Annotated in this window: 28 protein-coding genes and 1 pseudogene; 16 read left to right on the top strand and 13 right to left on the bottom strand. The window is 65.3% G+C overall.

The features are described 5' to 3' along the window. Positions 1 to 41 precede the first annotated feature (41 nt). From GKE56_RS07340 to GKE56_RS07325, 4 genes are all read left to right on the top strand, one after another. On the top strand, positions 42 to 815 hold the full coding sequence (locus tag GKE56_RS07340) for a TIM barrel protein (RefSeq protein ID WP_154683987.1): 774 nt from the start codon (positions 42 to 44) through the stop codon (positions 813 to 815). A 28-nt stretch (positions 816 to 843) separates the two neighbouring features. Beyond that, complete coding sequence (locus GKE56_RS07335; protein ID WP_154683986.1) at positions 844 to 1,242, top strand: DUF6379 domain-containing protein; 399 nt, start codon at positions 844 to 846, stop codon at positions 1,240 to 1,242. A 354-nt stretch (positions 1,243 to 1,596) separates the two neighbouring features. Further along, positions 1,597 to 2,235 carry a hypothetical protein gene (locus GKE56_RS07330; protein WP_154683985.1) on the top strand — a complete coding sequence of 213 codons (639 nt, stop codon included), beginning with the start codon at positions 1,597 to 1,599 and terminating at the stop codon, positions 2,233 to 2,235. 209 nt (positions 2,236 to 2,444) lie between these two features. Next, the gene (locus GKE56_RS07325; RefSeq protein ID WP_154683984.1) at positions 2,445 to 3,731 is read left to right on the top strand and encodes an ABC transporter substrate-binding protein; all 1,287 of its coding nucleotides are present in this window, start codon (positions 2,445 to 2,447) and stop codon (positions 3,729 to 3,731) included. Between the two features lie 66 nt (positions 3,732 to 3,797). On the opposite strand, the gene GKE56_RS07320 is transcribed toward GKE56_RS07325, so the two are convergent. The 3 genes from GKE56_RS07320 to GKE56_RS07310 form a co-directional block, all read right to left on the bottom strand. Next, the gene (locus tag GKE56_RS07320) at positions 3,798 to 4,703 is read right to left on the bottom strand and encodes a LysR family transcriptional regulator (protein WP_154683983.1); all 906 of its coding nucleotides are present in this window, start codon (positions 4,701 to 4,703) and stop codon (positions 3,798 to 3,800) included. Positions 4,704 to 4,829: 126 nt separating this feature from the next. Continuing rightward, on the bottom strand, positions 4,830 to 5,216 hold the full coding sequence (locus GKE56_RS07315) for a DUF6379 domain-containing protein (RefSeq protein ID WP_154683982.1): 387 nt from the start codon (positions 5,214 to 5,216) through the stop codon (positions 4,830 to 4,832). An 18-nt stretch (positions 5,217 to 5,234) separates the two neighbouring features. Then, positions 5,235 to 6,221: a sugar phosphate isomerase/epimerase gene (locus tag GKE56_RS07310; protein ID WP_154683981.1), complete on the bottom strand. Its 987-nt coding sequence runs from the start codon at positions 6,219 to 6,221 to the stop codon at positions 5,235 to 5,237. A gap of 385 nt (positions 6,222 to 6,606) precedes the next feature. Between GKE56_RS07310 and GKE56_RS07305 the strand changes: the two genes are divergently transcribed. The 7 genes from GKE56_RS07305 (at position 6,607) to GKE56_RS07280 (ending at position 12,648) form a co-directional block, all read left to right on the top strand. Next, entirely contained in the window at positions 6,607 to 7,422 is an 816-nt protein-coding gene (locus GKE56_RS07305; protein WP_230209258.1) for a carbohydrate ABC transporter permease, read from the top strand. Positions 7,423 to 7,431: 9 nt separating this feature from the next. Beyond that, positions 7,432 to 8,274: a carbohydrate ABC transporter permease gene (locus tag GKE56_RS07300; RefSeq protein WP_154683979.1), complete on the top strand. Its 843-nt coding sequence runs from the start codon at positions 7,432 to 7,434 to the stop codon at positions 8,272 to 8,274. Positions 8,275 to 8,402: 128 nt separating this feature from the next. Next, complete coding sequence (locus tag GKE56_RS07295; RefSeq protein WP_154683978.1) at positions 8,403 to 9,533, top strand: FAD-dependent monooxygenase; 1,131 nt, start codon at positions 8,403 to 8,405, stop codon at positions 9,531 to 9,533. A gap of 90 nt (positions 9,534 to 9,623) precedes the next feature. Continuing rightward, complete coding sequence (locus tag GKE56_RS07290) at positions 9,624 to 10,724, top strand: fumarylacetoacetate hydrolase family protein (protein WP_154683977.1); 1,101 nt, start codon at positions 9,624 to 9,626, stop codon at positions 10,722 to 10,724. A 120-nt stretch (positions 10,725 to 10,844) separates the two neighbouring features. Next, positions 10,845 to 11,186: a hypothetical protein gene (locus GKE56_RS17325; RefSeq protein ID WP_230209257.1), complete on the top strand. Its 342-nt coding sequence runs from the start codon at positions 10,845 to 10,847 to the stop codon at positions 11,184 to 11,186. Position 11,187: 1 nt separating this feature from the next. Further along, positions 11,188 to 11,673, top strand: coding sequence for a VOC family protein (locus GKE56_RS17320; RefSeq protein ID WP_230209300.1), 486 nt, complete (start codon positions 11,188 to 11,190; stop codon positions 11,671 to 11,673). Between the two features lie 66 nt (positions 11,674 to 11,739). Further along, positions 11,740 to 12,648, top strand: coding sequence for a fumarylacetoacetate hydrolase family protein (locus GKE56_RS07280; protein ID WP_370518474.1), 909 nt, complete (start codon positions 11,740 to 11,742; stop codon positions 12,646 to 12,648). On the opposite strand, the gene GKE56_RS18200 is transcribed toward GKE56_RS07280, so the two are convergent. The 4 genes from GKE56_RS18200 to GKE56_RS07265 all read right to left on the bottom strand — a co-directional run bounded on the left by GKE56_RS18200 (position 12,586) and on the right by GKE56_RS07265 (position 15,541). Next, positions 12,586 to 12,927 (bottom strand): hypothetical protein, encoded by a 342-nt coding sequence (locus GKE56_RS18200; RefSeq protein ID WP_370518473.1) that lies wholly within the window; start codon positions 12,925 to 12,927, stop codon positions 12,586 to 12,588. The two genes, GKE56_RS07280 and GKE56_RS18200, sit on opposite strands and share 63 nt — an antisense overlap. A 76-nt stretch (positions 12,928 to 13,003) precedes the next feature. Further along, a complete protein-coding gene (locus GKE56_RS07275) occupies positions 13,004 to 13,933 on the bottom strand; it encodes a restriction endonuclease subunit R (protein WP_154683975.1) in 930 nt (309 codons plus the stop codon). A gap of 113 nt (positions 13,934 to 14,046) precedes the next feature. After that, positions 14,047 to 14,454, bottom strand: coding sequence for a DUF6379 domain-containing protein (locus tag GKE56_RS07270; RefSeq protein ID WP_154683974.1), 408 nt, complete (start codon positions 14,452 to 14,454; stop codon positions 14,047 to 14,049). Between the two features lie 4 nt (positions 14,455 to 14,458). Beyond that, positions 14,459 to 15,541 carry a sugar phosphate isomerase/epimerase gene (locus tag GKE56_RS07265; RefSeq protein ID WP_154683973.1) on the bottom strand — a complete coding sequence of 361 codons (1,083 nt, stop codon included), beginning with the start codon at positions 15,539 to 15,541 and terminating at the stop codon, positions 14,459 to 14,461. A 226-nt stretch (positions 15,542 to 15,767) separates the two neighbouring features. Here GKE56_RS07265 and GKE56_RS07260 point away from each other — a divergent pair, with 226 nt between their 5' ends. Beyond that, positions 15,768 to 16,937, top strand: coding sequence for a S9 family peptidase (locus GKE56_RS07260; RefSeq protein WP_154683972.1), 1,170 nt, complete (start codon positions 15,768 to 15,770; stop codon positions 16,935 to 16,937). A gap of 45 nt (positions 16,938 to 16,982) precedes the next feature. Here GKE56_RS07260 and GKE56_RS07255 read toward each other — a convergent pair whose 3' ends face one another. Both GKE56_RS07255 and GKE56_RS17825 read right to left on the bottom strand, forming a co-directional pair. Next, positions 16,983 to 17,459 (bottom strand): sulfite exporter TauE/SafE family protein, encoded by a 477-nt coding sequence (locus GKE56_RS07255; RefSeq protein WP_255424983.1) that lies wholly within the window; start codon positions 17,457 to 17,459, stop codon positions 16,983 to 16,985. A 67-nt stretch (positions 17,460 to 17,526) separates the two neighbouring features. Then, positions 17,527 to 17,643 (bottom strand): annotated as a pseudogene (locus GKE56_RS17825) (sulfite exporter TauE/SafE family protein); the annotation flags it as partial. Between the two features lie 391 nt (positions 17,644 to 18,034). Here GKE56_RS17825 and GKE56_RS07250 point away from each other — a divergent pair. The 3 genes from GKE56_RS07250 (at position 18,035) to GKE56_RS07240 (ending at position 19,524) form a co-directional block, all read left to right on the top strand. Continuing rightward, positions 18,035 to 18,610, top strand: a complete 576-nt coding sequence (locus tag GKE56_RS07250) for a dihydrofolate reductase family protein (protein ID WP_154683971.1) — start codon at positions 18,035 to 18,037, stop codon at positions 18,608 to 18,610. Positions 18,611 to 18,796: 186 nt separating this feature from the next. Continuing rightward, a complete protein-coding gene (locus GKE56_RS07245; RefSeq protein WP_154683970.1) occupies positions 18,797 to 18,955 on the top strand; it encodes a hypothetical protein in 159 nt (52 codons plus the stop codon). Positions 18,956 to 19,074: 119 nt separating this feature from the next. Then, the gene (locus GKE56_RS07240; protein WP_230209255.1) at positions 19,075 to 19,524 is read left to right on the top strand and encodes a DUF1801 domain-containing protein; all 450 of its coding nucleotides are present in this window, start codon (positions 19,075 to 19,077) and stop codon (positions 19,522 to 19,524) included. A 510-nt stretch (positions 19,525 to 20,034) separates the two neighbouring features. Here the strand turns inward: GKE56_RS07240 and GKE56_RS07235 are convergent. Together GKE56_RS07235 and GKE56_RS07230 are read right to left on the bottom strand one after the other, a co-directional pair. Continuing rightward, the gene (locus GKE56_RS07235) at positions 20,035 to 22,587 is read right to left on the bottom strand and encodes an SIR2 family protein (RefSeq protein WP_195908271.1); all 2,553 of its coding nucleotides are present in this window, start codon (positions 22,585 to 22,587) and stop codon (positions 20,035 to 20,037) included. A gap of 559 nt (positions 22,588 to 23,146) precedes the next feature. Then, the gene (locus GKE56_RS07230) at positions 23,147 to 23,581 is read right to left on the bottom strand and encodes a YkvA family protein (RefSeq protein ID WP_154683968.1); all 435 of its coding nucleotides are present in this window, start codon (positions 23,579 to 23,581) and stop codon (positions 23,147 to 23,149) included. A 270-nt stretch (positions 23,582 to 23,851) separates the two neighbouring features. Here GKE56_RS07230 and GKE56_RS07225 point away from each other — a divergent pair, with 270 nt between their 5' ends. Then, positions 23,852 to 24,571, top strand: a complete 720-nt coding sequence (locus tag GKE56_RS07225) for a hypothetical protein (RefSeq protein WP_154683967.1) — start codon at positions 23,852 to 23,854, stop codon at positions 24,569 to 24,571. A gap of 46 nt (positions 24,572 to 24,617) precedes the next feature. On the opposite strand, the gene GKE56_RS17820 is transcribed toward GKE56_RS07225, so the two are convergent. Both GKE56_RS17820 and GKE56_RS07220 read right to left on the bottom strand, forming a co-directional pair. Then, a complete protein-coding gene (locus GKE56_RS17820; RefSeq protein ID WP_255424982.1) occupies positions 24,618 to 24,746 on the bottom strand; it encodes a hypothetical protein in 129 nt (42 codons plus the stop codon). Further along, positions 24,718 to 25,257 carry a maleylpyruvate isomerase N-terminal domain-containing protein gene (locus GKE56_RS07220; RefSeq protein WP_154683966.1) on the bottom strand — a complete coding sequence of 180 codons (540 nt, stop codon included), beginning with the start codon at positions 25,255 to 25,257 and terminating at the stop codon, positions 24,718 to 24,720. The genes GKE56_RS17820 and GKE56_RS07220 overlap by 29 nt, the downstream gene beginning before the upstream one ends. Between the last annotated feature and the right edge of the window lie 86 nt (positions 25,258 to 25,343).

The raw sequence follows: 25,343 nt of genomic DNA, 5'->3' as shown, positions 1-25,343 counted from the left end.
TGACACCCCGCGCGTCCGCGCGACCAACGAAAGGCTCCACCGTGTACCAGCTCTCTCCTAACATCGAACTGCTGTTCACCGAAGCCGGCGAACACCCCGACCGAGTGCGCGCCGCGGCGGCAGCCGGCTTCGACGCCGTCGAGATGTGGGGCACGTCCACCGTGGATGTCGACGCGCTGGGTAAGGCGCTGACCGAGACCGGGGTGAGCCTCACCTCCGTTCTCGCCGAGCCGCGAACGAACTTCGCCCTCCCCTGGGAAACGCTGGATGCCTTCTTCGAGGGGCTCGACCGTGGGATCGAACACGCCCGCCGGCTCGGGTGCCCGCGAATCGTCCTGGGGTCCGGAGTCGGTTTCCCGGGCCAGAAGCGCACCCAGAACCTCGCCCGTCTTGTCGACGTCTTCTCCCAGGCGGTGGAGCGAACCAAGGACTCCGGCGTGAAGCTGGTCCTCGAGCCGGTGAATACGCGCGTCGACCACCCGGGCGCACTCACGGATCGAACGGCAGACGCCGTCATCGTCGCCCGGGGTGTGGGTTCGGACTCCTTCGGGATCCTCTACGACCTGTACCACTCGATCACCGAAGGCGAAGACCCGGCGACTGAGCTGGCCAACGCGGCAGGCCTCATCGACTACGTGCAGATCGCGGACTCCCCGGGCCGTGGAGAGCCGGGAAGCGGCGGTGTGGACTGGGCGGCACAGCTCGCCGTGCTGCGCGCGTCGGGGTATGCCGGCCCCATCGGACTCGAGTACTTCCCCACCGTTCCCTCCGGGGAGTCGGTCAAGCACATTCGCTCGGTCGCAGCCGACGCGTGAGTCGTTCAACCCCACCAAGGAGGCAACCGTGACCCTTGAAGCCAGTGTGCTCCGTCCTGAGGCCGTGCACGCCACACCGGAGGGATACCAGATCGACGTCCACCTGCCGTGGTACCGATCCCTGCCGTTGTCGTGCCTCGAGGACATCAACTTTCGCCTGGGAACCGACGTCGTGGACCGGGCAGACCTGAGGGTTCGGCGCGACGGTCGTGAACTGACGCTGGACGAGTTGGCGGACCTGGTCGACGAGCAGTGGTTCGTCCAAGACGCGCTGGAGGTTCTTGTGGTCAAGCCGGACAGCTTGCCGGCTGGCCAGGCGCTCGATGTCGAGCTGACCCTCGCCACCCGAATCCCGTACATCATCATCGGCCCGGAGACCGCCCTCGTACAACGGACCCGGGTCGAGCGAAAGGTCGTGGTCCAATGAGCATCGTCCTGGGCGTCACCCTCTACTCGATGACCAACGAGTGGCTTGCGGGGCGTTTCTCCCTGCCTGAGCTCATCGACGAGGTGGGTAGGCGCGGACTCGGCCCTGGCCTGGAGCTCATCGGCTTCCAGAGCCTGCGTGGCTTTCCTGGCAGGGTCGACAAGGCTGAGCTCAAGGCGCTCCGGGAGGCATTGGACCGCAACGAGCTCAGGCCGACGTCCTTGGCCTCCAACGCCGACGTGGCCCGTCGTGCCGGCGCCTGGATGGACACCCAGGAAAGCGTCGAGTACATGAGGGCCGCAGATCGAGCTCGCGGGCGAGCTCGGTTTTCCGGTCGTGCGTACCCAGGTGGGCTTGACCCCCGCGGTCCTCGAACTGCTCGAACCTATCGCGGCCAAAGCGGGCGTCCACCTGGGTATGGAGGTACACGCGCCGGAAGGCCCGAACACCCCCAAGGTCCTGGCCACCCGCGAGGCCTACGACCGGATCGGGTCGGAGCATCTCGGCTTCATTCCGGACTTCAGCTCGTGCATGCGGGCGATCCCACCCGGAATGCTCGACAAGCTCCGTGCCGCGGGTCTGTCCGAGGAAGGCGTTGATGCCCTCGTCCGTGCCTGGGAGTCCCCGGGGCCGCCCTTCCAGAGGTACGGCGCCTTCGCCGGGGAGGCCAAGGGTCTTGGGGAGCCGGAGCTTCCCGTTGGACAGGCGAGGCTCGTCTTCACCATGTTCGGCAGGGAGAACCTGGAGGACTGGCGCGAGGTGCTGCCCCAGGTGCGGCATGTCCACGGGAAGTTCTATGACGTGGATGACGACCTCACCTCTCCGTCGATCGACTACCAGGCCATCCTCGACGTCTTCGCCGAGACTGACCACGAGATCACGATGTCGAGTGAATGGGAGGGGCACGCCTACCTCGACCTCGAGGATCAGGACGCCTTCGAGATGGTCGCTCGCCACCACGCCATGTGCCGCCGGATGATGGACGGCTCGTAGGCGTTTCGCCGACGGCGCGTGATTTTGGAAAGCCGTTGTGGCACAACGTGATTCGCATCCAACTGAAATCGACTGAGGCATCCGTATCAGTGATGCAGATGATCGCAAGTCTGGAGTTCCCAGCGCCACCCGCGTTCTGTGACAGTGGCCACAACCACCCACATGTCTGACCGCTTCGAAGCGGCTGACAGCTAGCCAGGAAGACCCTCATGACACCTTCGAACTCACGACGCGTCATCGCCGCCGCGCTCCCGGTCCTCCTCGGGGCCGTCGTGGCTGGCTGCAGCTCCTCGAACGGCTCGGCCGCCAATGCAGCCGAGCCGCAGTCGATCACCTTCTCGTACCAGATCGCCAACCCGAACGCCAAGAGCACCTATCAGACGCTCGCAGAGCAGTACGTCGCTTCGCACAAGGGCGTCACGATCAAGACGAACCCGATCAACCTCGCGTCGTACAACCAGACGCTCACCACGCAGCTGACGGCCGGAAGCGGCCCGGACGTCTTCTTCATCAATGCCGGCAGCGGTCAGACCGCCTCCGTCGAGCCCCTCCAGAAGGCCAACAAGCTTCTGGACATCTCGGCGAACATCGACCCGAAGTTCATCCCCGAGAACGCCAAGAGCCTCTTCGTCTTCAACGGCAAGACTTTCGCCGTCCCCGTCTACCTGGCGCCGGCCGGGCTCATCTACAACGACGTGGCCGCCAAGCAGGCCGGCGTCGTGCTGACCGGGACCTCCACGATGGACGACCTGATCGCACAGTGCGGCAAGGCCCGTGACAAGGGCAAGGCGTTGCTCGCGCTCGCAGGATCGATGTCGCCCAACACGGGCATCTTCACCACCGCCATTGCGGCATCGACCGTCTATGGTGCCGAACCCGACTGGAACGCGAAGCGCAAGGCCGGCCAGGTCAAGTTCGCGACCAGCGCAGGCTGGCGGACCGCTCTGGAAACCGTCAAGAAGCTGTACGACCAGAAGTGCTTCCAGGACGGCGCTGCTGGTGCCGGGTTCGACGCACTGACCAACGGCATGGGTCAGGGGAAGGTGTTTGGCTTTGCTGCCCCCGGTGGTGCCGCCAAGGACATCATGGACTCCACGCACGGAGCCGTGAAACTGGTCGTCCTCCCGATGCCGGGCGCCGGGGTCGACACGTACCTCATGGCAGGCACGCCGGATGCTGTCGCCGGAAACGCCAAGACGAAGAGCCCCAAGCTGGTCAAGGACTTCCTCTCGTGGATGACGCAGCCCGCTCAGGCCAAGACGGCCGCAGAGGCCGCTGGTGACCTTCCCGTGGGCGCCATCGACACCTCGGCCGTCCTGCCCCAGTACGACGGGATCAAGAGCATCCTCGACGCCAAGCACATCGCCAACTACCCGCAGCTCGACTGGCCCAACGGCGAGGTCTACGACACGCTCGGGTCCGGAGTCACCGGCCTGCTCACGGGACAGAAGTCCGTGGACGACGTCCTGAACGACCTCGACAAGGCCTGGGGCTGATCACACCCCTCGCAGTAACCAACCAAGCCGGTGGGACAGTGACCTGTCCCACCGGCTCGTTGTTGTTCAGGTGATCTCGATGCCGGCAGTGATGAAGAGATCGCGGAACCACTTGTGAGCCGCGTCGTTGTCGTAGGTCGGATGCCACCACATGGTCTCCACGAGCGGGTCCGCGGCGAAAGGCGGCGGCAGGACGCGTACCTCGCCCTTGCGCTCCAGGATCCGACCGAGCCGTTCCTGCACCACGGCGATCCTGTTGGTGCCGGCGACGAGACTGCCGAGAGTCAGGTAGTTCTCCGTCACCACCTCCACGTTCGGCTCGACGCCCTGCATCCGGAGCTGTTGGACCGATGTCGTGAAGGCGGTGCGCTGGTGAAAGGTGACCGCCCACGGGCGGTTGGCCAGGTCGTCCATGGTCAGCTGCCTCGATGCGGACTCGTCATCCTCAGAGACGATGCAGACCCAGTCATCCTCATAGAGGTCACGGTGCGAAAGGCCCGTGAGGAATCCGTGTGGCATGACGATCAGGTCACGCGTCCGCATGGAGTCAGGCGCAGTGTCGACGATCTGCGGAGTGATCGAGTTGATGTGCAGTCGGGAACCAGGGGAGGCCGCCCGCAACAATCGCGAAACGGTCGGCGCCAAAGCCTCCGTGGCGTAGTCGGACATGACGACCGTGAACTCGCGTTCAGCCGTGGCTGGGTCGAACTCTCCTTCGTTCGCGAAGAGGCGACCGACGGCACGAACCGCCGTGTGGGTCGGCTCGACCAGCTGCTGGGCAAGTGGCGTCAGCTCGTAGACGTTCCCGTTGCGGGTCAGCAGCTCGTCACGGAAGTGACGGCGCAGTTTTCCCAGGCTGGCGCTCATGGCCGGCTGGCTGAGGCCCAGCCGGGCTGCTCCCCGGGTGACGCTCTGTTCTTCCAAGATGGCCTGCAGGGCCGGGAGCAGGTTGAGATCGACGTTGCGTGGCAAGGGTCAACACTCCAAGTTTGCTTGGCCGCAGTCGGCGTTCACAACTCGCACGGTACAGGCAGCATCTGGTGCTGCGCACCGAACTCCGGCGACGACCCACGTCCAGGCGGCACGCGCCGCACTGGCTCAGTCCTGCAGCGTGAGGCGCTTGCGGTCACGTCCACCGCCGGGGACCGGCATGTACGAGATGCGCAGGCGGATTGCCACGTCGATGTCGTGAACTCCGGACTCGAGAGGCCGGTCGAGCGGGAAGGCAACGGTGGCGTGCTCGCCCATCTCCCAGCGGTCGTCCAGGACTCCTCCCAGGTCGGAGAACGGGTAGGTACGGCCGTGGACGGTCAAGGTGGTGACCTGGGGATCGACGGTCTGTCCGTCAACGCTCACATCCACGGCCTCGACCATCGACAGGCCCAGGCCGCGGTAGTAGGGGAGGCGAACCTCGACCTGCGCACCCGGCTTGGGTGTCTTGGTGGGGCGAAGGCTGTCCTCACAGATGATGTACTTGTCGAACATGGTGCCTGCCTCCTCGTCTTAGTCGTTCTCGCCGAGCAGCTGCGCAAACATCGCGTGCTGCCGTCGAACCTGCTCGCGGCTGTCGACCTCAAAGGCATCCTCGATGTGGCGGTTGCCTTCGTACTCGCTGGACAGGTAGCCGTCATAGCCGCCCTCGACAAGAACGGGGATGATCCGGTCGTAGGGGATGCTGTACTCGTTGGCGTCGTCGGTCATCTCGTAGAACTTGGCCTGGATGTGACCGATGAGCGGCATGTGTGGAAGCAGCTCCCGCGGGTCGCGGAAGATGAAATGGGTGGCCTGCCGGGCGAGGCCCATCTCGACGGGACCGCCGCCCCGGTAGTGGACGATGTCCATCAGCGCGTGGGTGTCGCCGTGGTCGTCGTAGAGATCGACGATGTACTTGACGAGGTCGGGTCGCCCCCCGTCGCGAAGCGCGCGCTCGGAGACGACCCGGGGGAACCGTTCTACGAACGTCCCCATGTCCGGCATCAGGCCGAGGGCCTGACCTCCGTCAGCATGCATCACCTCGAGGTGCTCCAGGATCCACGGGTGCTCATAGTGGAACGGCGCGTGAACCTCGAGCAGGAGGCGGACCCCGTGGTCGGCGGCGTACGAGGCCGCGTCGCGCATCACCTCCGGCGGGGTGTTGATGATCGCGCGGATGACTGGTGCTCCGAGGGCGACCGCGATGTCGATGTCCTGGCGCACCGAAGCGACCTGCTCATCGTGCGTGAGCCACTGGCCAGGGACGCGCTTGGTGTCGAGGAACAGGTCGGTGGCGCTCGTCTCGAGTCGGTAGCGGTCGATCCATCCATGCCACTGCTCCAGGAACTCCGGGCTGAGCCGCGGATAACCGACGATCGACTGTTCCGGAATGATCTCGACGCCTGTTCCACCGACCGCGGCGACGTGAGCCACGCAGTCCTCGAGCGACATCTGCCTCAGGAAGAACTCCTCCTGGTAGCTGTACAGGCTGACGCCCCGCTTGATCGTGGTGGGCATCGAGCTCCTCCTTGTTTTACGGGCTGCGAACGCCCCCGACTGTGCCGTCCCCGGGCACCAGAGGGAAGGCCTCAAGGCCGATCAACGGCATCAGCGCAGCGGATGCCGTCCTCGTATCAGTCGCGGTGATGTGCTGGATCGCAGGTCTCGCCTTTCCGGAACGCAGTGGCTGGGTCACAGTGAATCGAGTCGAATCTTCATTCCCGTACGGCGGCGCCCGCAGATGCCGCGCCGAGCTGACCTTCCGTCGAGGAGTTCCGAGAGCATGACAACGTCCACCAGCGCCCCTGCAGGGACGGCACCCAAGCCGTCGCGCAGGCAAACCCGTCAGAGGCAAGGCAACCAGGGCCTGACGTTCGGCCGCTGGTGGTGGGCCGCTCCCGGCGTGGGTCTGCTGATCGCGACGGTCTACCTCACCACCCTCAGCGGGGCGTTCTTCGCGTTCACCGACTGGTCGGGCGTCGGGTCGTTCAACTTCATCGGTCTCGACAACTTCCGCAACATCTTCCAGCGGACCGAGCTCCTCTCGTCGCTGGCCAACACGCTGATCTTCGCTTTCGGGTTCCTCGTCATCTCGAATGTGCTCGGTCTGGCCTTCGCGCTGGCCCTCAACCGCAACCTCAAGACCCGCTACCTGCTCCGAACGCTGCTCTTCATGCCGGTTGTCCTAGCGCCCATCTCGGTCTCCTACGTCTGGGGGTTCATCTTCGCGTTCGATGGCCCTCTCAACCAGCTGCTCGGGTCCCTCGGCCTCACGTCGTTGCAGCACCAGTGGCTCGCGGAGCCACTCCTTGCCAGAGGCTCGATCCTGACGGTGATGATCTGGCAGAACATCGGGTTCGTCATGGTCGTGTACCTGGCCGGTTTGGCAACGGTCCCCATCGAGATCGAGGAGGCGGCAGCGCTCGATGGTGCAACCCGTTGGCAGCGTCTACGGCTCGTCGTGCTGCCGACGATCCGGCCGGCTGTCGGCATCGCGACGACCCTCACACTGATCCAGGGCCTGCGTGTCTTCGACCAGGTCATGGCCCTCACCGGTGGTGGGCCTGCCGGGGCGACGGAGACCCTTGCAACCCAGGTCTACAAGCAGACGTTTGCGTTCGGGAAGTTCGGCTTCGGAGCCGCACTTGCGCTCCTGCTCAGTCTGCTGATCCTCGCGTTCTCGGTCCTGCAGCAGCTCGCCACTCGTGAGAGGGCGTGAGCAGCAGCCATGTTCCGCTACACCAAACGCACCTTGCTCCTCGAGATTGTCGTCGTGCTGGCTGCCCTGGCCTTGCTGATGCCGTTCTGGATCCTGGTCACGACGTCCCTCAAGCCCGGGGAGGAGATCCTCACCTCGGCTGCGATCGCACCTCCCAAGTCCCCGACGCTGGAGAACTTCCAAACCCTGCTGTCCCCCTCGAGCACCGCGTCTGGACAGATTCTCAACGGACTGCTCAGCAGCCTGATCATCACCGCGGGCAGTATTGCCGGCCTGGTTGGCCTGGGGTCGATCACCGCCTACGTCCTCATCCGGAGCACGAGCCGCTGGAGCAGACGAGCGTTCTACCTCTTCTTGGTGGCCATCGTCCTGCCGACCCAGCTCGGGGTGCTCCCGCTGTACGTCGGAGCGCAGCAGGTTGGGCTCGTCGGCTCGCGGATCGGGATGATCCTCATCTACTGGGGGGTCCTCCTCCCGCTTGCGGTCTTCCTGTATGCCGGGTTCTTCCGTGAGCTACCCAGGGACTATGAGGAATCCGCGATGCTCGATGGCGCGTCTCCCTTCCAAGTGTTCACGAAGGTCGTCTTCCCTCTGATGGGACCCGCAACGGGGACAGTGGCGATCTTGGCGGGGCTGATCGTCTGGAACGACTTCTTCACCCCCTTGATCTTCCTCAACGGCTCCGACGCGCAAACCCTGCCGGTCGTCATGTACAACTTCGTCGGATCGCTGGTCTCCCAGTGGAACCTCATCTTCGCCGTGGTGCTGATTTCCATGGTTCCGATCCTGATCTTCTACGTGTTCGCCCAGAAGAAGTTCATCCAGGGCTTCAGCGGCGGCATCAAGAGCTGACCGACGCGCCCAGCGAAAGACGCTCGATCACTGCGACGAATGACCCGCATCGCAACCATCCTCTTCCTCCAATTTCCGATCGGCCCGAGGCTGGTTTGCGAACCGCCACCCTTACGAAGGAGAAGAACATGCCTGCCGTTTCCAACGTGCTGGTCATCGGAGCAGGCGCTGCCGGAACCGCCGTCTCCATCCTCCTCGCCGAAGGTGGCGTGTCGGTCGACTTGGTGGACGTCAAGCCAGACGTCAGCGCTCTGGGTTCCGGTATCACCCTCCAGGGCAACGCCCTTCGCGTGCTGCGCGAACTCGGTGTGTGGGACGAGGTCGGCGAGCACGGCTACGCGTTCGACACCCTGGGCCTGCGTGCGCCGGATCCGAACGGCACCCTCGTCGCGGAGCTCGAGGATGTCCGCACCGGGGGAGCCGACCTTCCAGCGACCGTCGGCATGTACCGTCCCGAGCTCGCGAAGATCTTGGTCGACAGGGCAACCGAGGTGGGGGTCAAGGTTCGCTTCGGCCTGACCTTCAGCCAGTTGGTGGACGACGGAGCTGGTGTGAACGTCACGTTCTCGGATGGGTCCGCCGGAAGGTACGACGTCGTCGTGGGGGCTGACGGCGTCCGGTCGGCCACGCGCAAGGCACTCGGGATCGAGCTGGAGCCTCGAGGCACGGGGATGGGTATCTGGCGGGTCTTCGCTCCACGACCCCCATCGGTGACCCGTACGGACCTCGTCTACGGAGGCCCGTGTTACATCGCCGGCTACTGCCCCACGGGTGAAGGGACTCTGTACGCCTACCTGGTGGAGGACTGGCAGGACCGCTCGGGTTTGACCGCAGAGGAATCCCTTGCGGTGATGCGTGGACTGTCCGAGGCCTACCACGGCCCGTGGGACGACGTCCGCGCCGGGATGACCGATCCGTCTCGGGTCAACTACACGGCATTCGAGACCCATGTCCTGGACGCTCCCTGGAACCGGGGCCGCGTCGTCCTCATCGGGGATGCAGTCCACACGTGCCCTCCCACGCTCGCCCAAGGCGCAGCCCAGGCGCTCGAGGACGCGGCCGTACTGGCCGAGCTACTGCTGGCTTCTGATGCCGTCACGGACGAGCTCTGGAACCAGTTCGTGGAGCGTCGACTTCCTCGAGCGAAAGCGATCGTGGAGGCGTCACTGCAACTTTCCCAGTGGCTCTTGAACCATGAGCGCGGTGATGTGCCTGGCCTGATGGCGCAGGTCGCTCACTTGCTGAGCAGCCCTGCTTGACGATGGAACACGAATAACCCCAATGAAAAACAACTTCTGGACCCGTCCGCACCGTGGTCGAACCGAGGCACGACATGAAGAGCCGAAGCCTTGAAACTTGCTGCGTTTAGATTTGTCGAGGACGCCGAAACGACTCGTCGCGTCGGGCTCGTCGTCGGCGACGGTCGACAGTGGTGGCTTCACCCGTTCCCCGAGGGAGTGGAACTCGTTCCCCTGTTGGCCGCCGACCTGGAGGACCGCGAATCGGCTGCCGATGAGGCCGCCCAGGCTGACGGGTTGCGCCCTGACGAGGTCGTGCTGCTGCCACCGGTCTACCCGACCGCGATGCGAGGCTTCCTGACCTTCGAGTCACACGTCGAGAGCATGCAGCTTGCCCTGGGAACACCTGGGGTCCCGGAGGAGTGGTATGCCGCTCCGGTCTTCCAGTTCATGGCACCCCACTCAGTGGTCGGGCCACACGACGATGTCCCCTATCCGCCCGGGACCGAGCTGCTCGACTTCGGCTTGTCGCTCGGCGCCATCGTGTGCCGCGACGTCCGGAACGAAACGCCCGAGAAGGCACGAAGCGCAATCGGCGGTTATTGCGTGGTCAACGACTGGTCGGCCCGGGACGTCCAGCGAGCCGAGATGCGGGTGAACTTTGGCCCCAGCAAGGGAAAGGACTTCGCGACCACCCTCGGCCCCTGGGTGGTCACGGCGGACGAGCTCGAGCGACACGTTGACGGTGAAGGGTTCCTGGACCTTGCCATGTCGGTCAGCGTCAACGGAAAGCGTGTCGGGGCGGACGTATCCGGGCACATGAGCTGGACGTTTCAGCAGCTGGTCTCCCACGCGTCTCGTGGCTCCTGGGTCAAGAGAGGAGAGGTGCTGACGTCCGGCACGTGTTCCTCTGGATCTTTGGCCGAGGCCTGGGCCAGAGCAGGCCACATCGAACCGCCCGCACTGAGGGTCGGCGACGTCGTCGAGATGTCCATCGAGGGCATAGGCAGCATCCAGAACCGCGTCGTTCGCCGATACGGGTCGGTCCCCCCCGTCCAAGGCGTACGGCGTCGCGTCCCCCGGGACCTCCGCGTTCCGCGTCAGGCCGCCCGAGCAGCCGATCTCGCCGGCCTTTCGCAGAGGTCCAACCCACGCCGCCCTACCAGCGACACCACCCGTCCCGCAACGATCGAGAAGGATCCCCAGCCATGAGCGGAAACGTCAACGAATTCGGCATCACCCATCTTCGCCACGTCGACCTCGCGGTACCGGACTACGACACCCAGCGGGCGTTCTACCGCGACACGTGGGGCCTCAGCGAGGTCGGTAGCGATGGTGACCTCTCGTACCTGGCCGCGGAGGGCTCGCCTGAGCAGTACGTCGTGCGGCTTCGCCGTTCAACGGAGAAGCGCCTGGATCTCCCTGGCGTTCGGGGCCGAGTCCCGCGAGGCCGTCGACACCCTTGCCGCGAAGCTCGGGTCCGCGGGCGTCCAGCTGGTGGGTGAGCCGGGCGAACTGCAGACCGCGGGTTCCGGGTACGGCTTCCGATTTTTCGACGGCGATGGCCGCACGGTCGAGATCTCGACCGACGTGGAGACGCGACAGCATCGGGTGATCGAGGAAGGAGAGGCCATCCCTGTCCGCCTCTCGCACTTCGTCGTGAACAAGCAATGACATCGCAGCCACAAAGGCCTGGTACGAAACCCATCTCGGCTTCAAGCACAGCGACAGCCTCTCGAGTCCCCACATGGGGGAGATGATGCACTTCATGCGGTGCAACGACTGGCACCACTCGCTGGCGATCGCTCGCGGCCCCCACACCTCCGTCCACCACGTCTCCTTCGAGATGCGTGGCCTGGATGAGTACATGCGTGGGACCGGCCGCGTCATGCGAGCAGGCATCAAGAAGGTCTGGGGTCCCGGTCGCCACCTCGCCGGCAACAACACGTTCTCGTACTTCCTGGACCCGAGTGGGAACACCATGGAGTACACCACCGAGCTCGAGCGGCTGGAGACGGATGAGTGGCACCCCAGCGTCTACGACATCTCGGACCCGAAGAACCAGGACCAGTGGGGCACTGCGGACCCGATGAGCGAGCTGATCGCCCGAGAGTCGTTCAACGATCCTGACCACGGTGTCTTCGTCCCCCCGCCGGTCTGACCGATGAAGCTGGCCAGCGTCCGCCTGACGCGGGGGGCGACCGTCGGGGCGGTCGTCGACGAGGACATGGTGTTCCCGCTCCCCGACGGCACATCGGTGAGTGCGCTCATTGCCGGAGGGCTGGAACCCGCATTGGCGATCGGTGCCGAAGCGCGCCGCGGTGCCGGCGTCCGTCTCGATATAGTGACGCTCCAGCTTCCCTTTCGGCCACCTAGCATCCGGGACTTCGTCACCTTCGAGGCGCATGTGGAAGGCGTTCGCAAGAGTGTCGATGGCGCCTCGGGTGTCCCAGACGCGTGGTACGACGCCCCCACCTTCTACTTCACGAACCCGCACGCCCTCTACGGGCCAGACCAAGCTGTTCCCAGACCCAAGACCTGCAGAGCCCTCGATTTCGAGCTGGAGGTCGCGTGCGTTCTGGGCCGAGGGGGGACCGACCTGGACGAGAAGCAGGCGCGCGAGTCGATCTTTGGCTACACGATCATGAACGACTGGTCTGCGCGCGACATCCAGTCCCGGGAGATGAAGGTCGGACTGGGGCCGGCCAAGGGCAAGGACTTCGCGACGTCCATCGGGCCATGGGTCGTCACGGCAGACGAAGTCGACGACCTGCACACGGTGGATGGGTTCCTCGACCTCGACTGCAGCGTCTCAGTCAATGGCGCACCGGTCGGCCACGACCGGCTGTCGAACATGAACTGGACGTTCGCCCAGATGATCGCCTATGCCTCGCGCGACTCGCTGGTGGTGCCTGGTGACCTCTTGGCCTCCGGGACGACGGGTGGTGGCGGTTGCCTGGCGGAGCTGTGGGGCCGCCGCGGCCGCCATGACCCGCCTCCGCTCGAGCCCAACGATGAGGTGCGAATCGACGTCGAGCGAATCGGCTCGCTTACCGGCTCTGTCGCGGGTACCTCAGGACACGTCGCGGAAGGTGCCCGGGTGGGTTCCGTCGCCCACCCGGAGTCGTCTGCGTAGATGAAATGGGAGGACCGCCGCCTTCCCCGGGCCGGCGCTCAAGTACGGCAGCAGCAGCTGCATCGAGACTTCGACGTCGTACTCATGCTCGAGCTGTACCTCGAGGGGCCCTGTGATCACGAGTCGGTCCTGGAGGAACCACCACCGTTTGGACTCTGGGAGTTCGGCCAGGGGCCGGTCTCCGCCGTCGACATGTACGAGCAGGTCCACGGCGTCAATTCCACACTGGTCAATCGTCACGGCGAGCTGCAGCACACAGGACAACGGAAGCGACCTCATCCAGGGCAGGCCGACTCGCAGCGAGAACCCATTGGGGTCAGGGCCGAGGGCATCTTCGCGCAGCTCCCAACCCATCTCAGGCTCGCTCTTTGCCGAGACGTGTTGCCTGCTCGGCTCTGGGTAGATCCAGCACGCTGGCGACAAGGTCCAAGTGGTTCAAAGTCATCTCGGTTGCACCTTCGGGTCCTTTCCACCAGTCGTGTCCACCCCACTCGCTGCACAAGGTGCCGGCAAATCCGCCCCTGTCCAAAGCGGCGCCGAGGTCGGCAATAGGACGGGTCACCCTGCCGTCGGAGTCGTCCAGGTCCCAGAACTTGAACTGCACGGCGCCAACGTGGGCCAGGAGTGGTTCGAGGTCTGCGACAGTCCAGGTGCCGAAGCGGAAGATCATGGTCATGTAGAGAGCCATCGCGTTGGGTGGGACCTGTCCCTCGGCGAGGCAGCTCCGGATCGCGGCCGTGGTTTCGGGGCTTCCCCATTCGGTGGTGACCCGTTCGAGCAATCCAGCCGGTAGCCCAGCCTGACTCACGGCCTCCAGATAGCTGATGGGTAGCTGCGGCGTGACCATGCTGGAATCGAGGACGATGCTGAGCCGCTGATCGCTGAAGTCCTCGAGGGCCTCCATCGCCTGTTCGTACCCGCCCGTGCCAGGCCCCTGCGTTCCTTGGATCTCCTGATACAGCACCAAGTCCAGCTCGTGCAGGAGGGGGAGCAGCTCTCTGAGGAGGGAGCGGTCAGGCTGCCCAAACGGGAGCCGGACGCCGACAGCACCGAGCTGCTTGGCCGCGCGGAGCTGAGGCGACACGAATGCCGCCCGCTCGCGTTCGGTGCGGCGCTGTGTGGGCGTCACCCAGTCGTCGAGCCCGAGTCCCACGATGCTGACACGGGCACCCTCGGCTTCCACCGCCTGCCGCATCTGGTCCACCTCGTCCGGGTGCATCGAGGGGAAGGACCGGAAGCACTGGCCAGCCTCGATCTCCAGGACCGGGCAGACTTGTCGCGCCATGACCCGCGCAACGATGTCGAGCGGGGACTCGAGCGCGCGAAGAATGTCCCGGGTCCAGTTGAACGAGCTGGCAGAGAGAACCCAATCGTTCGCGCGAGGTGGCACTGAAGTCCTCAGGCCGCCGACGTGAGAACTGCCGGATCGATCGTCTTCTCGACCACGACCCGGTTGGGGACGTAGCGACCGGGTGCAATCTGCATGTACAGGAGTCGCAGCTCCAACGTCAGCTCGAGGGTGAAAGGCCCGGCCTTCGGCTCCCAGGAAATCACCACGTCCGCACGGTCCTGCAGGAACCACAGGGTGTCCGACTGTTCGGGGAGTTCGTCGACCCGGTAGGTCTTGTCGCGGAGGACGAACCGAAGGTCCTCACGTGCGACGTCCTGTCCGTCGACGCGCACGGCGACGTCCTTGACGGCCGACAGCCATAGGGAGCGGTACCAGGGCAGCTGCACCGAGATGGCGAGGCCATCCGGGTGCAGACGGACGTCCTTGGGCTGGAAGAGGGTGTTGTGAGTAGCCACGGGGTCACCTCGAGGTTTCGTTGGTGCTGCGGTCGGCGACGGCCTGTTCGATGGACTGTCGGATCAGGTGGTGCTGCTTCTTGACCAGGTCGATGGGGTCCGATTCGCCGAGGTCTGCGAACGCATGGCCCTCCCATTCGCTCGACAGGTAGCCCTTGAAGCCGCCGTCGACGAACTGCTTGATGATTCGCGGGAGGTCCATCGCTGGCTCGTTGCCGTGCTCGTCGATGTCGAAGAACTTGGTGTGCACGTGGAAGATGATCGGCATGATGTCCTGCCACTCCTCAGGTGGGACCAAGCCGTGCATGTTGAATGCCAGGCGTGAGAACGGGCCGAGGCTCTTGGGGTCGACACCCTGCGACCGCAGGTACTCCTCGAAGGCCTCATTGCGCTCGTGCATCGGCAGCGGCGCGCGCCAAAACTCCTGCATCGCCTGGAGGTGCTCGTCCTGGAGGCCCATCGTGCGCAGGGTCCTGAACAGGGTGGGGGAGAGGCTGTGCATGGTCGAGCTGAAGTCGGCCGTGAAGCCGAGCCTGTCCGAACCCAGCTCCTCGTAGGTCTCTCGGATGGCGAGGATCTTGGGGTCGTTGGGGCCTGCCGGCGCGTGGAGCTCGTAACCCAGTCGCTGGTCGTACTTCTCAGCCAGGGGGAGCAGTCTCCGAAGGAGTTCTCGACCAGCGTTTCGGATGACCACTCGGTTGAAGCCGAGGCGATTGGCGGTCCTGAGCTGGATCGAAAGGAAGTCATACTCCTCGTCCGGCGTCATGTCGCGATCCGCGCGACGTCCCATGTCGAGGTTGGTGCCCATGGCGCTCGGTTCCAGCTCGAGTCGCTCCATGGTGGAGTGCCACAGGCGGACGAACTCCTCGTCGACATCCGGGTACGTGCGCAGCATCTGCGCCGCGTTGAACTCGACCCCGGGCCCGAAGCCCTGTCGTGAGACCTCTTCGAGCAGGGACTCGAACGTGTACTGACCTGCGGCCCACTCCGAGGTCAGTGAGTAGAGCGTGATGCCAAGGGAAATGCCCGTGCCGGCCACGTTGGAGTTGCTGGTGGCTGACTGGGAGGTGGTCAGGATCTCGGTCATGTCCGTAGCAAAGTCGAGGTTTGGCTCATCGGGAACCACGAGTCACCAATGCCGGGCATCAGCAGAAGTTGGTTCCAGTTCGAGTTCCCTCGTGAGCACAAACGCCAAAGCGCGGGCTGGGCCAGTCGCCTCGTCGATGCGCGGCATCAGCAATGCAGGGTTTTCCCAAGCCCGTGGCACCGGCAGAGTCGGGTCAAGACTCCTACCGACCTAGACGAGGACAGCCGTGTTCGAGTACTTCCCTGGAAACTACATCTGGAACCTCGGCGTCGTCGCCACGCTCAACTCTGGCGGGATGATCGACGAGGTGGACCGCGCCTGCCGCCCGATCCGCGACCTGGCCGACAAAGGCGCGGACGTCGGGACGCAGCAGTTCATGTCCTCGTGGCGCGCGGTAGCTGACCAGCTCGAGTCCCAAGCCACGGCGGCAGAAGCAGCGGGGCACGAGCGCACGGCTGGGCAGAAGTACTTCCGCTCAGCGGCGTACCTCTGCCAGGCCGAGCGGATGCTGTCGAACTCGTCCCCCGACCGCATCCCCACCTACAAGCACCTCCTCGAGGTGATCGAGCGCTCCTTCGAGCTGGTCGACCCCGCCACCACCCGAGTGGAGGTGCCGTTCGAGGGGACCACGCTGCCGGCATACTTCACGAACGCCAGCACGGACGGTTCACCGGTGCCCACCGTGATCATGTGGAACGGGCTGGACTCGACCAAGGAACACATGTACTGCTCCGGGTGGCCCACCGAGATGGCTGCCCGAGGCATCTCGGTGCTTCAGGTCGACTGCCCAGGATCAGGCGAAGCGCTGCGCCTCCAAGGCCTCACGGCCCGCATCGAAACCGAGGGGTGGGCGTCTGCGTGTGTCGGCTACCTGCAGACCCGCGCCGACGTGCGCGCTGACCGAATCGGACTCGTCGGCTGGTCCCTGGGTGGCTACTACGTCCCGCGGGCGGCAGCGTTCGAGCACCGTCTCGCCTTCGCGGTGGCCTGGGGGGCAAACCACAACTGGGGTGGCGTGCAGAAGCGCCGGCTGGAGCGCGAAGGGGAGAACCCCGTGCCCCACTACTGGGAGCACGTGCTGTGGGTCTGGGGACATTCGGACATCCCCACGTTCATCGAGTACGCGGAAGGCGTCACCCTCGAGGGCGTGATCGAACAAGTTCGCTGCCACCTGTTGATCACGCACGGCGAGAAGGATCGACAGATCCCTGTCGAGCTGGCGTACCGCTCGTACGACCAGGCCACCAATGCTGCGTCGCGCACGCTACGCGTCTTCACACCTGACGAGGGTGCGACGGAGCACATCGGTCTGGACCACCTCCCGCACGTCGGTGCCTACACCGCCGACTGGATCGAGGACACCCTGACAACGCTTGACTCGAACTCGCTGGGCTGACGGACGTCGAACCACATCGGCTGGTGCGCCCGGTCGCCCGTCGGGCTAGGCCACAATCAGCACCGCGGCTGAAACCAGGGTGGCCACGAGCACGGCCCGGTCGAAGTGGGCCTGACTCAGGCGCTGAGCAGTCCGAAGCCCGACCCATGTGCCTAGCAACACTGCTGGAGCAAGCGCGAGGGACCGCACCAGCGTTGCCCCTGAAAACAGGCCGAGACCGGCGCTGAAGGGCAGCTTGCACAGGTTGACACCGAGGAAGAACACGGCGTTGGTGCCCAAGAAGCGTCGCTTGTCGACCCCTCTCGCCACCAGGTAGAGCGTCATGACCGCCCCTGCAGCGTTCGCGGTCATCGTGGTGAAACCCGCAGCCAAGCCGGTCGACAGGCTGGCCCACCGGGATGAGGCATGAGTCTCGATCTCCCGCTCGGCCCGCTGGATCACCAGCTGCAGCAGGCCGAGAACAAACAGCATCACGCCGATGCCGTGACGAAGGACCGCGTCGTCCACCAGGCTGAGGAACAAGCGACCCGAGCACCAACCCTGGTAGGACCGCGGGAATCAGGGTCCGCAGGAGCCGCAGGTCGGCAGCGTGGCGGTAGTGCCACACGGCCACGCAGTCACCGACGAGCAGCAGGAGGAGCAGGGCCGCAGTCGACTCCCTCGTCGGGAGCGACAAGGCGAACAGCGCGACCGCGATGGTGGCCACACCACCGATGGACGTCTTGGCGAACCCCACCAACAAGCGCCGCCACGACCATGAGCGTCCAGCTCAATGCCACCGGTCACCCCGCAGAGTCGACGTCGACGCACCCTGCGCTGCCCCTCCGGCGGACGCCCTGAGGCGCGCCGGGGCAGGGCTGCGACATGACATCTCTGGAACCTACCGACGCGAGAGGTCCAGTGCGTGCGAGTCCGGTAGCGGAGACGCGGACAAGTCATGCTCAGGTCGGTGGACGTCGAGAGTCCGTGGGGCACCTGACCGCCGCTGAGCGGATCGCCGAACCAGTCCCGCGGTCTGCGGTCTGCTCGCACCCAGGACGGTGTTGAGTAGGTGGGAACGGGCGCCTGCGCTGCGCGCCTCAAGGGAGAGCAACGAGATGAGACCACTTCGATACTCGATCAACGTCACACTCGACGGGTGCTGCCACCACGAGGCGGGGCTTCCCCCCGACGAGGAGTCGATGCGCTACTGGGCCGCTGAGATGGAACGAGCCGATGCCCTGCTTTTCGGCCGGGTGACCTACGAGATGATGGAGTCGGCGTGGCGGCGGCCGGACACGGGCACCTGGCCTGACTGGATGGATGAGTGGGAGATCCCGTTCGCCGAGGCCATCGACCGGACGAAGAAGTACGTCGTGTCGAGCACGCTGACCGCGGTTGACTGGAACGCCGAGCTCGTGCGTGGCGACTTGGGCCACGCGGTTCAGCGGCTCAAGGAGGAGCCAGGCGAGGGCCTGTTCGTGGGTGGCGTGACCCTCCCCAAGGCGTTGGCAGATCTAGGACTGATCGACGAGTACGTGTTCCTGGTTCAGCCGGTCCTTGCCGGGCACGGGCCGACGCTGCTCGCCGGTCTGCGCGAGCGCATCCAGCTCGAGCTCGTGGATCGCCATGAGTTCCGGTCGGGGGCGGTCGCCCTGCGATACCGGCCTACGCGAGTAGATGGCGTGCGGTGACTTGTTCCGGCACGTTGGCGGTTGCCTCGCGACCAAGCGTCGGCTTCTTCTCGGTGGTAGGGCCCTGGCGTGCCACGACGTTGGTCCGGACCTGCGATGAAGCACGGGGTGACTGGGGCGAATGCGCGGCGGCCACCGGCGTTCTAGGCTAGTCGAGGGCCGGGGCTTGGGCGAAAGGCGATGTTCATGAGCGACACCGATCGACCGGCTGACGACGTCCCAGCACGCGCCCCCAAATCTAGTTCCTGGGCCGAACGGCAGAAGGACATCGGCGGGGCGCTGTTCATCGGCGCGATCATCGTGGTCGTGCTGCTTGGCTTGCTGGTGTGGAAAGGGCTGTTCTGATTGCTCAGGCCGCAGCGACATCCTTGAGGGGCGTGGATCGCCCGTTTCACTGGCGGCGAAGTGACGCGGCTCCTTCTCTGGGCGCGATGACTTCGGGCGCGCGCGCCGGTCCATCTGCCATGGACACCTGGCACGACATGGACATCCCCGGTCACGTCGAGGCATACCTGGCTGGTCAGCCCGAGCCCAAGCAGGCCGACCTCCGGCAAGTGCACGCTCAGGTGCTCGCGGATTTCCCTGACTGCAGATTGTGGTTCAACGACGGCCTCAACGCGGACGGCAAGGTCGTGGCCAACCCCACCATTGGCTACGGCGTCTACACGATCACCTATGCCGATGGTTCATCGCGGGAGTTCTTCCGCGTCGGCGTGAGCGCCAACACGGCGGGCATCTCGGTCTACGTGCTCGGTCTCGAGGACAAGACTTACTTGGCGCGCACCTACGGCGCCTTGATCGGTAAGGCCAGCGTCACGGGCTACTGCATCAGGTTCCGGCGCCTGGCAGACGTCAACACCGACGCCCTTCAGGCGGCCATCCGGCACGGCATGACTGTCGATCACCCCGGTTGAGCGCCAGCGAGCCCAAAGGGACAGATGCCGACGGAACCGATGATCGCGGGCCACGCGTGCGGTGTGGCATTTCGGTATCGCACTGGCGAGCGGAGTTCTCCCCATCGCATGACACGCTTCTGGGTGCCGCCCGACTGGCGGCGGCATGGGGCACTCTCGGAGGAGTCGCCTCCTGCGTTGCGCTTCGGGCTCCGAGCAACGCCTCCGAGAGCAGCGATGCCAACTCAGATGCGTCCGAGAATCCCATGACCGACCGGCTGTCCGGCGCTGCATGAATGGCCTAGGCCCTACTCGGGCCTGCCGAGTTTGGCGCGGATCTGGCTTGCGCGACCTTCGCCATCTCGATTGGCCAACGGCGTGAGCCACAGGATTCGGGCTGGGTGGTTAGGCGTGGCCCCACAGGGTTCAGGTGCGACCCACCAACGATGCTGGTTCCGGAGCCTTGGCGAAAGCTCAGGGGCGGCGACGACGGCTGTCATCCGCTCGTCCCGAGAGCAGACGGGGTGTGAGCTAGACGAGGGCCAGCAGATGTGAGGTCTTTCGCTGAAGCTCTCCGGTTTGGTACCCCGGCAGGGTCTGGGATCCCCTATCGCGGGTCAGTAGGAGGATCGCTTTGTCAACCAACTCATACGCCTGAGATGCCGAAAGCCCAGAGCGTGCGGGCGCCTTGCCGGCGGCCGCATTGGCCACGCAGAGCGCATGATCCTGAGCGCTAATCATCGCCAAGTCGGCAAGCCTTGCGGTGCCAGCGAGGGCCAGCCTCGCTCGATCACTCATCGTCTCCTCATAGGCCTGCAAGAAGAAGCGTGTCATTTGAACGAAGTACTTCCCTGAGTCGGCTCGGGAGATGCTTCCAGCCTCGAACTTCCACGCCGCCGCGATGCAAAGCAAGGCGCTGTAGGGATCTGAGGCATCTGAGAACGCTAGGGAGTAGTCGAAGTAGAACCCGGGCGCGGCGCGTCTCCAATCACGAAAGTTCCTAACCTGCTCGTCTACCAGACCGTAGAGCTCAATGGCCTCCTTTGTCTTGTGCGCCTTCCGCAACAAGGAGCCCAAATCTGTCTGATACACGAGTAGCGCTGGCTCGGCTTCGATCGAGGCCCGCGCAGCTTTCAGCGCAATTGCAAACGCCTTATCTCGCAGGTACCCAACACTGACCAGGCTCTGGGGAAGTTGAGTGCTGAGGTGGACAATCCGAGAGTAATTGCGAAGGTCGAATTGTCGTCCCAATGAAATGGCGCTGGCGACAATGTCCGCGTAGACATCGCCCAATTCGACGCCGCGATCTCTAGCCAGGAGCAGACGGATCGCGCTATTGGCCAGCTCAGGGTGCCGCACCTGAACGAGTCCCCCAGCGCGTGCGGTGGCTGCCTCGGTGCCCAACCTGTACTCGACCGTCCTGCGAAGGAATCGCACGTCAATGCCGAGCAGATCGGCCCATAGGCGGCGGTCGATTCCATCAAGGCCCGCGACCTCGATGGCACTCACGTAAATGAAGGCCTTCAGCAACGAGACGTGGGAGCCCTCAATTCCCTGCCGCTCCAAGGCATCAAGCATGCTGTTGACATGCGCGTCCAGACCCTCCCTGTCGTACCTCAATCGGAATAGGCCGCCGAGGAGGGAGCCGTTGCTGCGGCGGTCCGACGCTACGGCGGAGAGCAGGCGCTCCAACCGCTGTTCGCCGGGATCGACCTGGGCCAACTGACCTAGCCCCTGAGGTACGGAGGCCCACGCATCGATAACCTCGCGCCCCTCCCTCCTGCTCAGGGAGCCGATGGAAATGGTTCTCCCTTCCACTTGTTCGAAGTCCTCGACTTCACCGTTTGCATACCGCCAGTCTGCAAGGCGTGAAGCGGCGATTAGATGGAGGCTGTTCCGACGCTGCATCTTGTCAGCGAGCTCCCTGAGTTCGTCTACGCAGTTGTCTGCGTCGTCGATGACAATCGCGGTCGGGACATCGTCTGCAAGACAGAGGAACTCATGGGGGTTCAACGATGCCCCAGGGTGCGGCCGCCAAAGTACGCGCCACCCCGAGGCCGCCAGCCGACACGCTGCCTGCATTAGCGCTGTTGACTTTCCATCCCCCGAGGCGGCGAGCACAAACTGCCACAGAGGCCGTTCACTGCGCCAATCCAATAGAGGTTCGCACAGTTGATCGACGACCGCCATGGATGGAACTACCGACGAACTGGCTACCGCCCAGTCGGGCGAGCGTCCGTCGAAATACGCTCGAAGGTCTTGATCCGAATGAAGGCCTCTGGCGCCTGTTATGAGGGCGTCATCGACGAGCATCCAGCCAGAGGGAATTTCACCCACGAGTGCGGTAGTTTCCACCGCCCGGCCTGAATCGAGTTTTCGTGCCAGCTCTGGAAGCAGTTGATGGCAGTTTATTCCCGCATATTGGTGAAAGAGGCCTTCGATAATAAGGCGTCCGACTCTGCTGAGCAGAGTCCGATTTCTCGTCTGCAAGACCACAGGATCAGACTCGTAGAATGCCCACATCACTTCAGCGGCGGCACCGTCGTCCAGCGTCAGTGATTCCAGGGCGCCTGTGATTACGTCGTCCCATCCCCCGTAACCCATGACGAACACGTCATGGGACTTCAGCGCGTTGACAATGGCTGCCTGTAGCCTTGGGCGGGAGAACATGAGCTGCTCGGGCGTGTGCATCGTTGGGGCTCCATGCCAGAAGCCATGAACGTAGACGATGTCGACGGCATTCGTTGCTCGGGGACCGGGATCGGAGATTGGCGCGTCCGCAGTGATGATCCTCCGCCTCGTTGGCACGCCGACGCGCTGCAACGCCACCTCGATGAGCGGGTCGAAGTTGGTTGTCACTATGAGTTTGAGGGCATCAGGGCGACTGACCGCGATCTTGCCGAGACCCACAAGACCATCAGTGAGTTGCCAGTTTCCCAAGTCCCCTGGTGATAGCCCATCGTCAACAGGCGATCCGCTTCCTTGCCAAGCTAGAAGGACTGCGTCCCGGATTAGGGCGTCAGCCGCAGCCCTTCCGTGCGCCTTCACAAGTCGGCCCATGAAGCTCCGATAGATCTCGCCCACATCGACCGCGCTTGACTCAAGCGCGCGAAGGAGTGACTGGTCGGCATCGACCTCCGGAAACCGAGCAAGACCCGCCGCCACAATCCCTTTGACATCCGAAACGCCGCGATGCGCGCCCTGATGCGAGATGGCGGACCCCAGGACGACGGCAAGAGGGCGATCATCTGTGTCGAATCGATGGGCAAGACGTGTTAGCAGCAGATCCGAATCGTCAGGCACTTGTCCCCCTGCAGCACGCAAATGGTCCCTTATGGCTGGCGACAGTACACGCCTGGTTCGACTCTACAACCGGGGAAGATGGAGCCCGATGGACGCAACTACCCGCCAGGAAGGGAACTGCCAACTACCCAAATGCGTCACGCTGCCAAGTCTGCGCGTACCTGCTCCCGCGCGAGCGGGGGAGCCGGTACGCGGGAATACGTGAGACGCCCTTAGTGGGCGAAGTGCCGCACGCTGACGGAGCAACTAGGTGACGACGGGGCTTGGCAGCCGTCCGTGCAGCCCCAGCGTCACCTGGCCGGTCGAGGGTCGGAGGTATGACGAACGAAGCCCCTTCGGGTCACGCGGAAGAGGCGTGGTCGTCGGGGGCGGGGTCGGGCAGCCCCGCGAGGCGGCGGATGGCGGCGAGCCCATCCGGGGTGCCGGGCCAGTGCCGCTCCAGGCTCTCCGGACCGGCTCGACGGGTCACCGACCGCAGCGCTATCGCGACGATGACTGCGTCGTCGGCATACCCCAGGATGGGCACGAAGTCGGGGATGAGGTCGATGGGCGATGCGAGATAGGCCAGCAGCAGCCAGAGCCGCACCCGCACCCCGCGGGGCACCGACGGGTCAGCGGCCAACCGCTTGAGCAGGCGCACGAGGTCGGGCAGCAGCCGCAGGCTGTCGCGCAGCCGCAGGTCGTCCGGGCGCGCCTGCCACAACGTGACCAGCAGCACGAGCCACAGGATGAGCAGTCCGCCCGCCAGGGCGACGAGCAGGCTCCACCACGTCATGGGTCCATTGTCGGGCAGCGCCGCGACCGGTCGCCCGCGCCCGAGCAGTGCGAACGGCGAAGATCGTTTGGTCGTGTTCGCCTCCGGAAGGGCGGGGATCGATGTCGATGACCCCGATTGACTGCGCTACGGTACTCCGGTTCGTGCCGTCACGGGGGCGCGAGCCAACCGCCGCGCGAGCCAACCGCCTGGGCGGCACCCGGGCCGACCGCCGTGAGAGGAACCTGCTTGAGCGCCCCGTCCCGTCCAGTGCGCAGTGACCGTCGGATCATGTCCGTCGAGGACGTGGCCCAGGTGCTCGAGATGCGCGCGCACGCGCCAGAGCTCACCGCGGAGCACGTGGCGCAACGGGCCCGCCAGGCGTCCGTTCTCGGGCTCGGCGCCGTCCTGTGCCGGCCAGAACACGTCCGGGTCGCGGCCGAGGCGGTCAGGGGCTCGCGCGTCGAGGTGGGCACGGCGCTCGACTTCCACGCGCGCGGTGGACCGCTCGACGGCCTCGCGGTTCTCACCAACCAGGCCAGGGCGCTGGTCGACCGGGGCGCCACGGTGATCGCGCTGATCGCGACCCAACAGCGACTAGAGGTCGACGGCGGTCGCGCCTTCGCCGCCGCCCTCGGGGCCGTCACCACCGCGGCTCACCACCAGGGGGCCTCCTCCCGCGCCGTGATCGATGTCGGGCGGATGGACCTCGAGCAGGAGATCGCTGCGGCGAAACTGTGCCTCGACGCCGGCGCCAGCCTGATCCAGGTCGGGGTGTGGGACGGTCGGCGCGCCAACTTCGGCCACATGCGCCAGCTGCGGAGGGCCTTGGGGCCCCGAGTCCTGCTGAAGTGGACCACGCCGGTGCGCAGTATCGACGTCCTGCTCCTGGCCATCGCCGAAGGAATGGACCGGTTCAACGCCGACGTCGGCTCGCTGCTGGACGAAGCCAGGTCACGCGCGCAGTGGATGCCCATGGCCGTGCCGCTCCACGGGTGGGACTACGACTGAGCCGACGCGACTGAGCCGACGCGAATCGGCCGGCCGAACCCGCGACCTAGGGGCCGTAGGTCGCGCGGACGCTGGAGTCCCAGGTCCAGGGCAGGTCGCGGGTCTCCTCGGTGCGGCCGGTGGCGCGCAGCAGGTCCTGCCACGCGTCATCGGTGCGGATCGCGCCGGGGAACAAGCCGGGTGAGCACGCGCTCGCAGATTGCGTCGTCCACCCGGAACTCGACGTCGTGGGCGGTGAGCACGTCCCAGGCGTGGGCCGCCGCCTCGACGATCCCCATGGCCGCGAAGCCGGAGGCATCGGCGTTGCCCCGGGGGTGGTAGCCCACGTGCCCAGCTGGAGCGGTGGCCGTGACCGCGACGAGCAGGCCGCCGACCCCGTCGACGCAGCGCACGATGGCCTCGGTTCCCTTGGCGGGGTCGGGCCAGAAGACGATGGGCGGGCTGCTGGGCTGCCACGGCGCGGGCTCGAGCAGGTCGAGGTAGTCGTCCTGCGGGGGGAACCGCCCGGCCAGGTTCATGGCGTAGAAGCCGAAGTCGTCGAGCAGGTGGGCGGCGGTGTCGCGGCAGTCCCAGTCGAGACCGTGCGCGGGGCGCCCCCAGCCGTCGTCGGGAACCACGGCGAACCCCGTCATGACGGCATCGAGGACGGCGCGCAGGTCGGCGGAGGTGGACACGGGTGCGGTCATGCGGGTGAGCGTATGCCGCCGCGCCGACAGCGCGCCGAGCGCGCTGCGAGCCCTGCGCTAACCTAGGGCCCATGGCACGGCAGCTG

Source organism: Nostocoides sp. HKS02 (genome assembly GCF_009707485.1).
GTDB lineage: Bacteria > Actinomycetota > Actinomycetes > Actinomycetales > Dermatophilaceae > Pedococcus.
Note: the sequence above shows the minus strand (reverse complement) of the source record. Positions and strands in the feature narration are given on the sequence as shown.

Coding starts and splice junctions, on each gene's coding strand:
- GKE56_RS07325 (WP_154683984.1), top strand. CDS start 2,445: ATGACACCTTCGAACTCACGACGCGTCATCGCCGCCGCGCTCCCGGTC.
- GKE56_RS07315 (WP_154683982.1), bottom strand. CDS start 5,216: ATGTTCGACAAGTACATCATCTGTGAGGACAGCCTTCGCCCCACCAAG.
- GKE56_RS07310 (WP_154683981.1), bottom strand. CDS start 6,221: ATGCCCACCACGATCAAGCGGGGCGTCAGCCTGTACAGCTACCAGGAG.
- GKE56_RS07300 (WP_154683979.1), top strand. CDS start 7,432: ATGTTCCGCTACACCAAACGCACCTTGCTCCTCGAGATTGTCGTCGTG.
- GKE56_RS07295 (WP_154683978.1), top strand. CDS start 8,403: ATGCCTGCCGTTTCCAACGTGCTGGTCATCGGAGCAGGCGCTGCCGGA.
- GKE56_RS17325 (WP_230209257.1), top strand. CDS start 10,845: ATGGTGACCTCTCGTACCTGGCCGCGGAGGGCTCGCCTGAGCAGTACG.
- GKE56_RS07280 (WP_370518474.1), top strand. CDS start 11,740: ATGGTGTTCCCGCTCCCCGACGGCACATCGGTGAGTGCGCTCATTGCC.
- GKE56_RS18200 (WP_370518473.1), bottom strand. CDS start 12,927: ATGAGGTCGCTTCCGTTGTCCTGTGTGCTGCAGCTCGCCGTGACGATT.
- GKE56_RS07275 (WP_154683975.1), bottom strand. CDS start 13,933: ATGGCGCGACAAGTCTGCCCGGTCCTGGAGATCGAGGCTGGCCAGTGC.
- GKE56_RS07265 (WP_154683973.1), bottom strand. CDS start 15,541: ATGACCGAGATCCTGACCACCTCCCAGTCAGCCACCAGCAACTCCAAC.
- GKE56_RS07250 (WP_154683971.1), top strand. CDS start 18,035: ATGAGACCACTTCGATACTCGATCAACGTCACACTCGACGGGTGCTGC.
- GKE56_RS07245 (WP_154683970.1), top strand. CDS start 18,797: ATGAGCGACACCGATCGACCGGCTGACGACGTCCCAGCACGCGCCCCC.
- GKE56_RS07240 (WP_230209255.1), top strand. CDS start 19,075: ATGGACACCTGGCACGACATGGACATCCCCGGTCACGTCGAGGCATAC.
- GKE56_RS07230 (WP_154683968.1), bottom strand. CDS start 23,581: ATGACGTGGTGGAGCCTGCTCGTCGCCCTGGCGGGCGGACTGCTCATC.
- GKE56_RS07225 (WP_154683967.1), top strand. CDS start 23,852: ATGTCCGTCGAGGACGTGGCCCAGGTGCTCGAGATGCGCGCGCACGCG.
- GKE56_RS07220 (WP_154683966.1), bottom strand. CDS start 25,257: ATGACCGCACCCGTGTCCACCTCCGCCGACCTGCGCGCCGTCCTCGAT.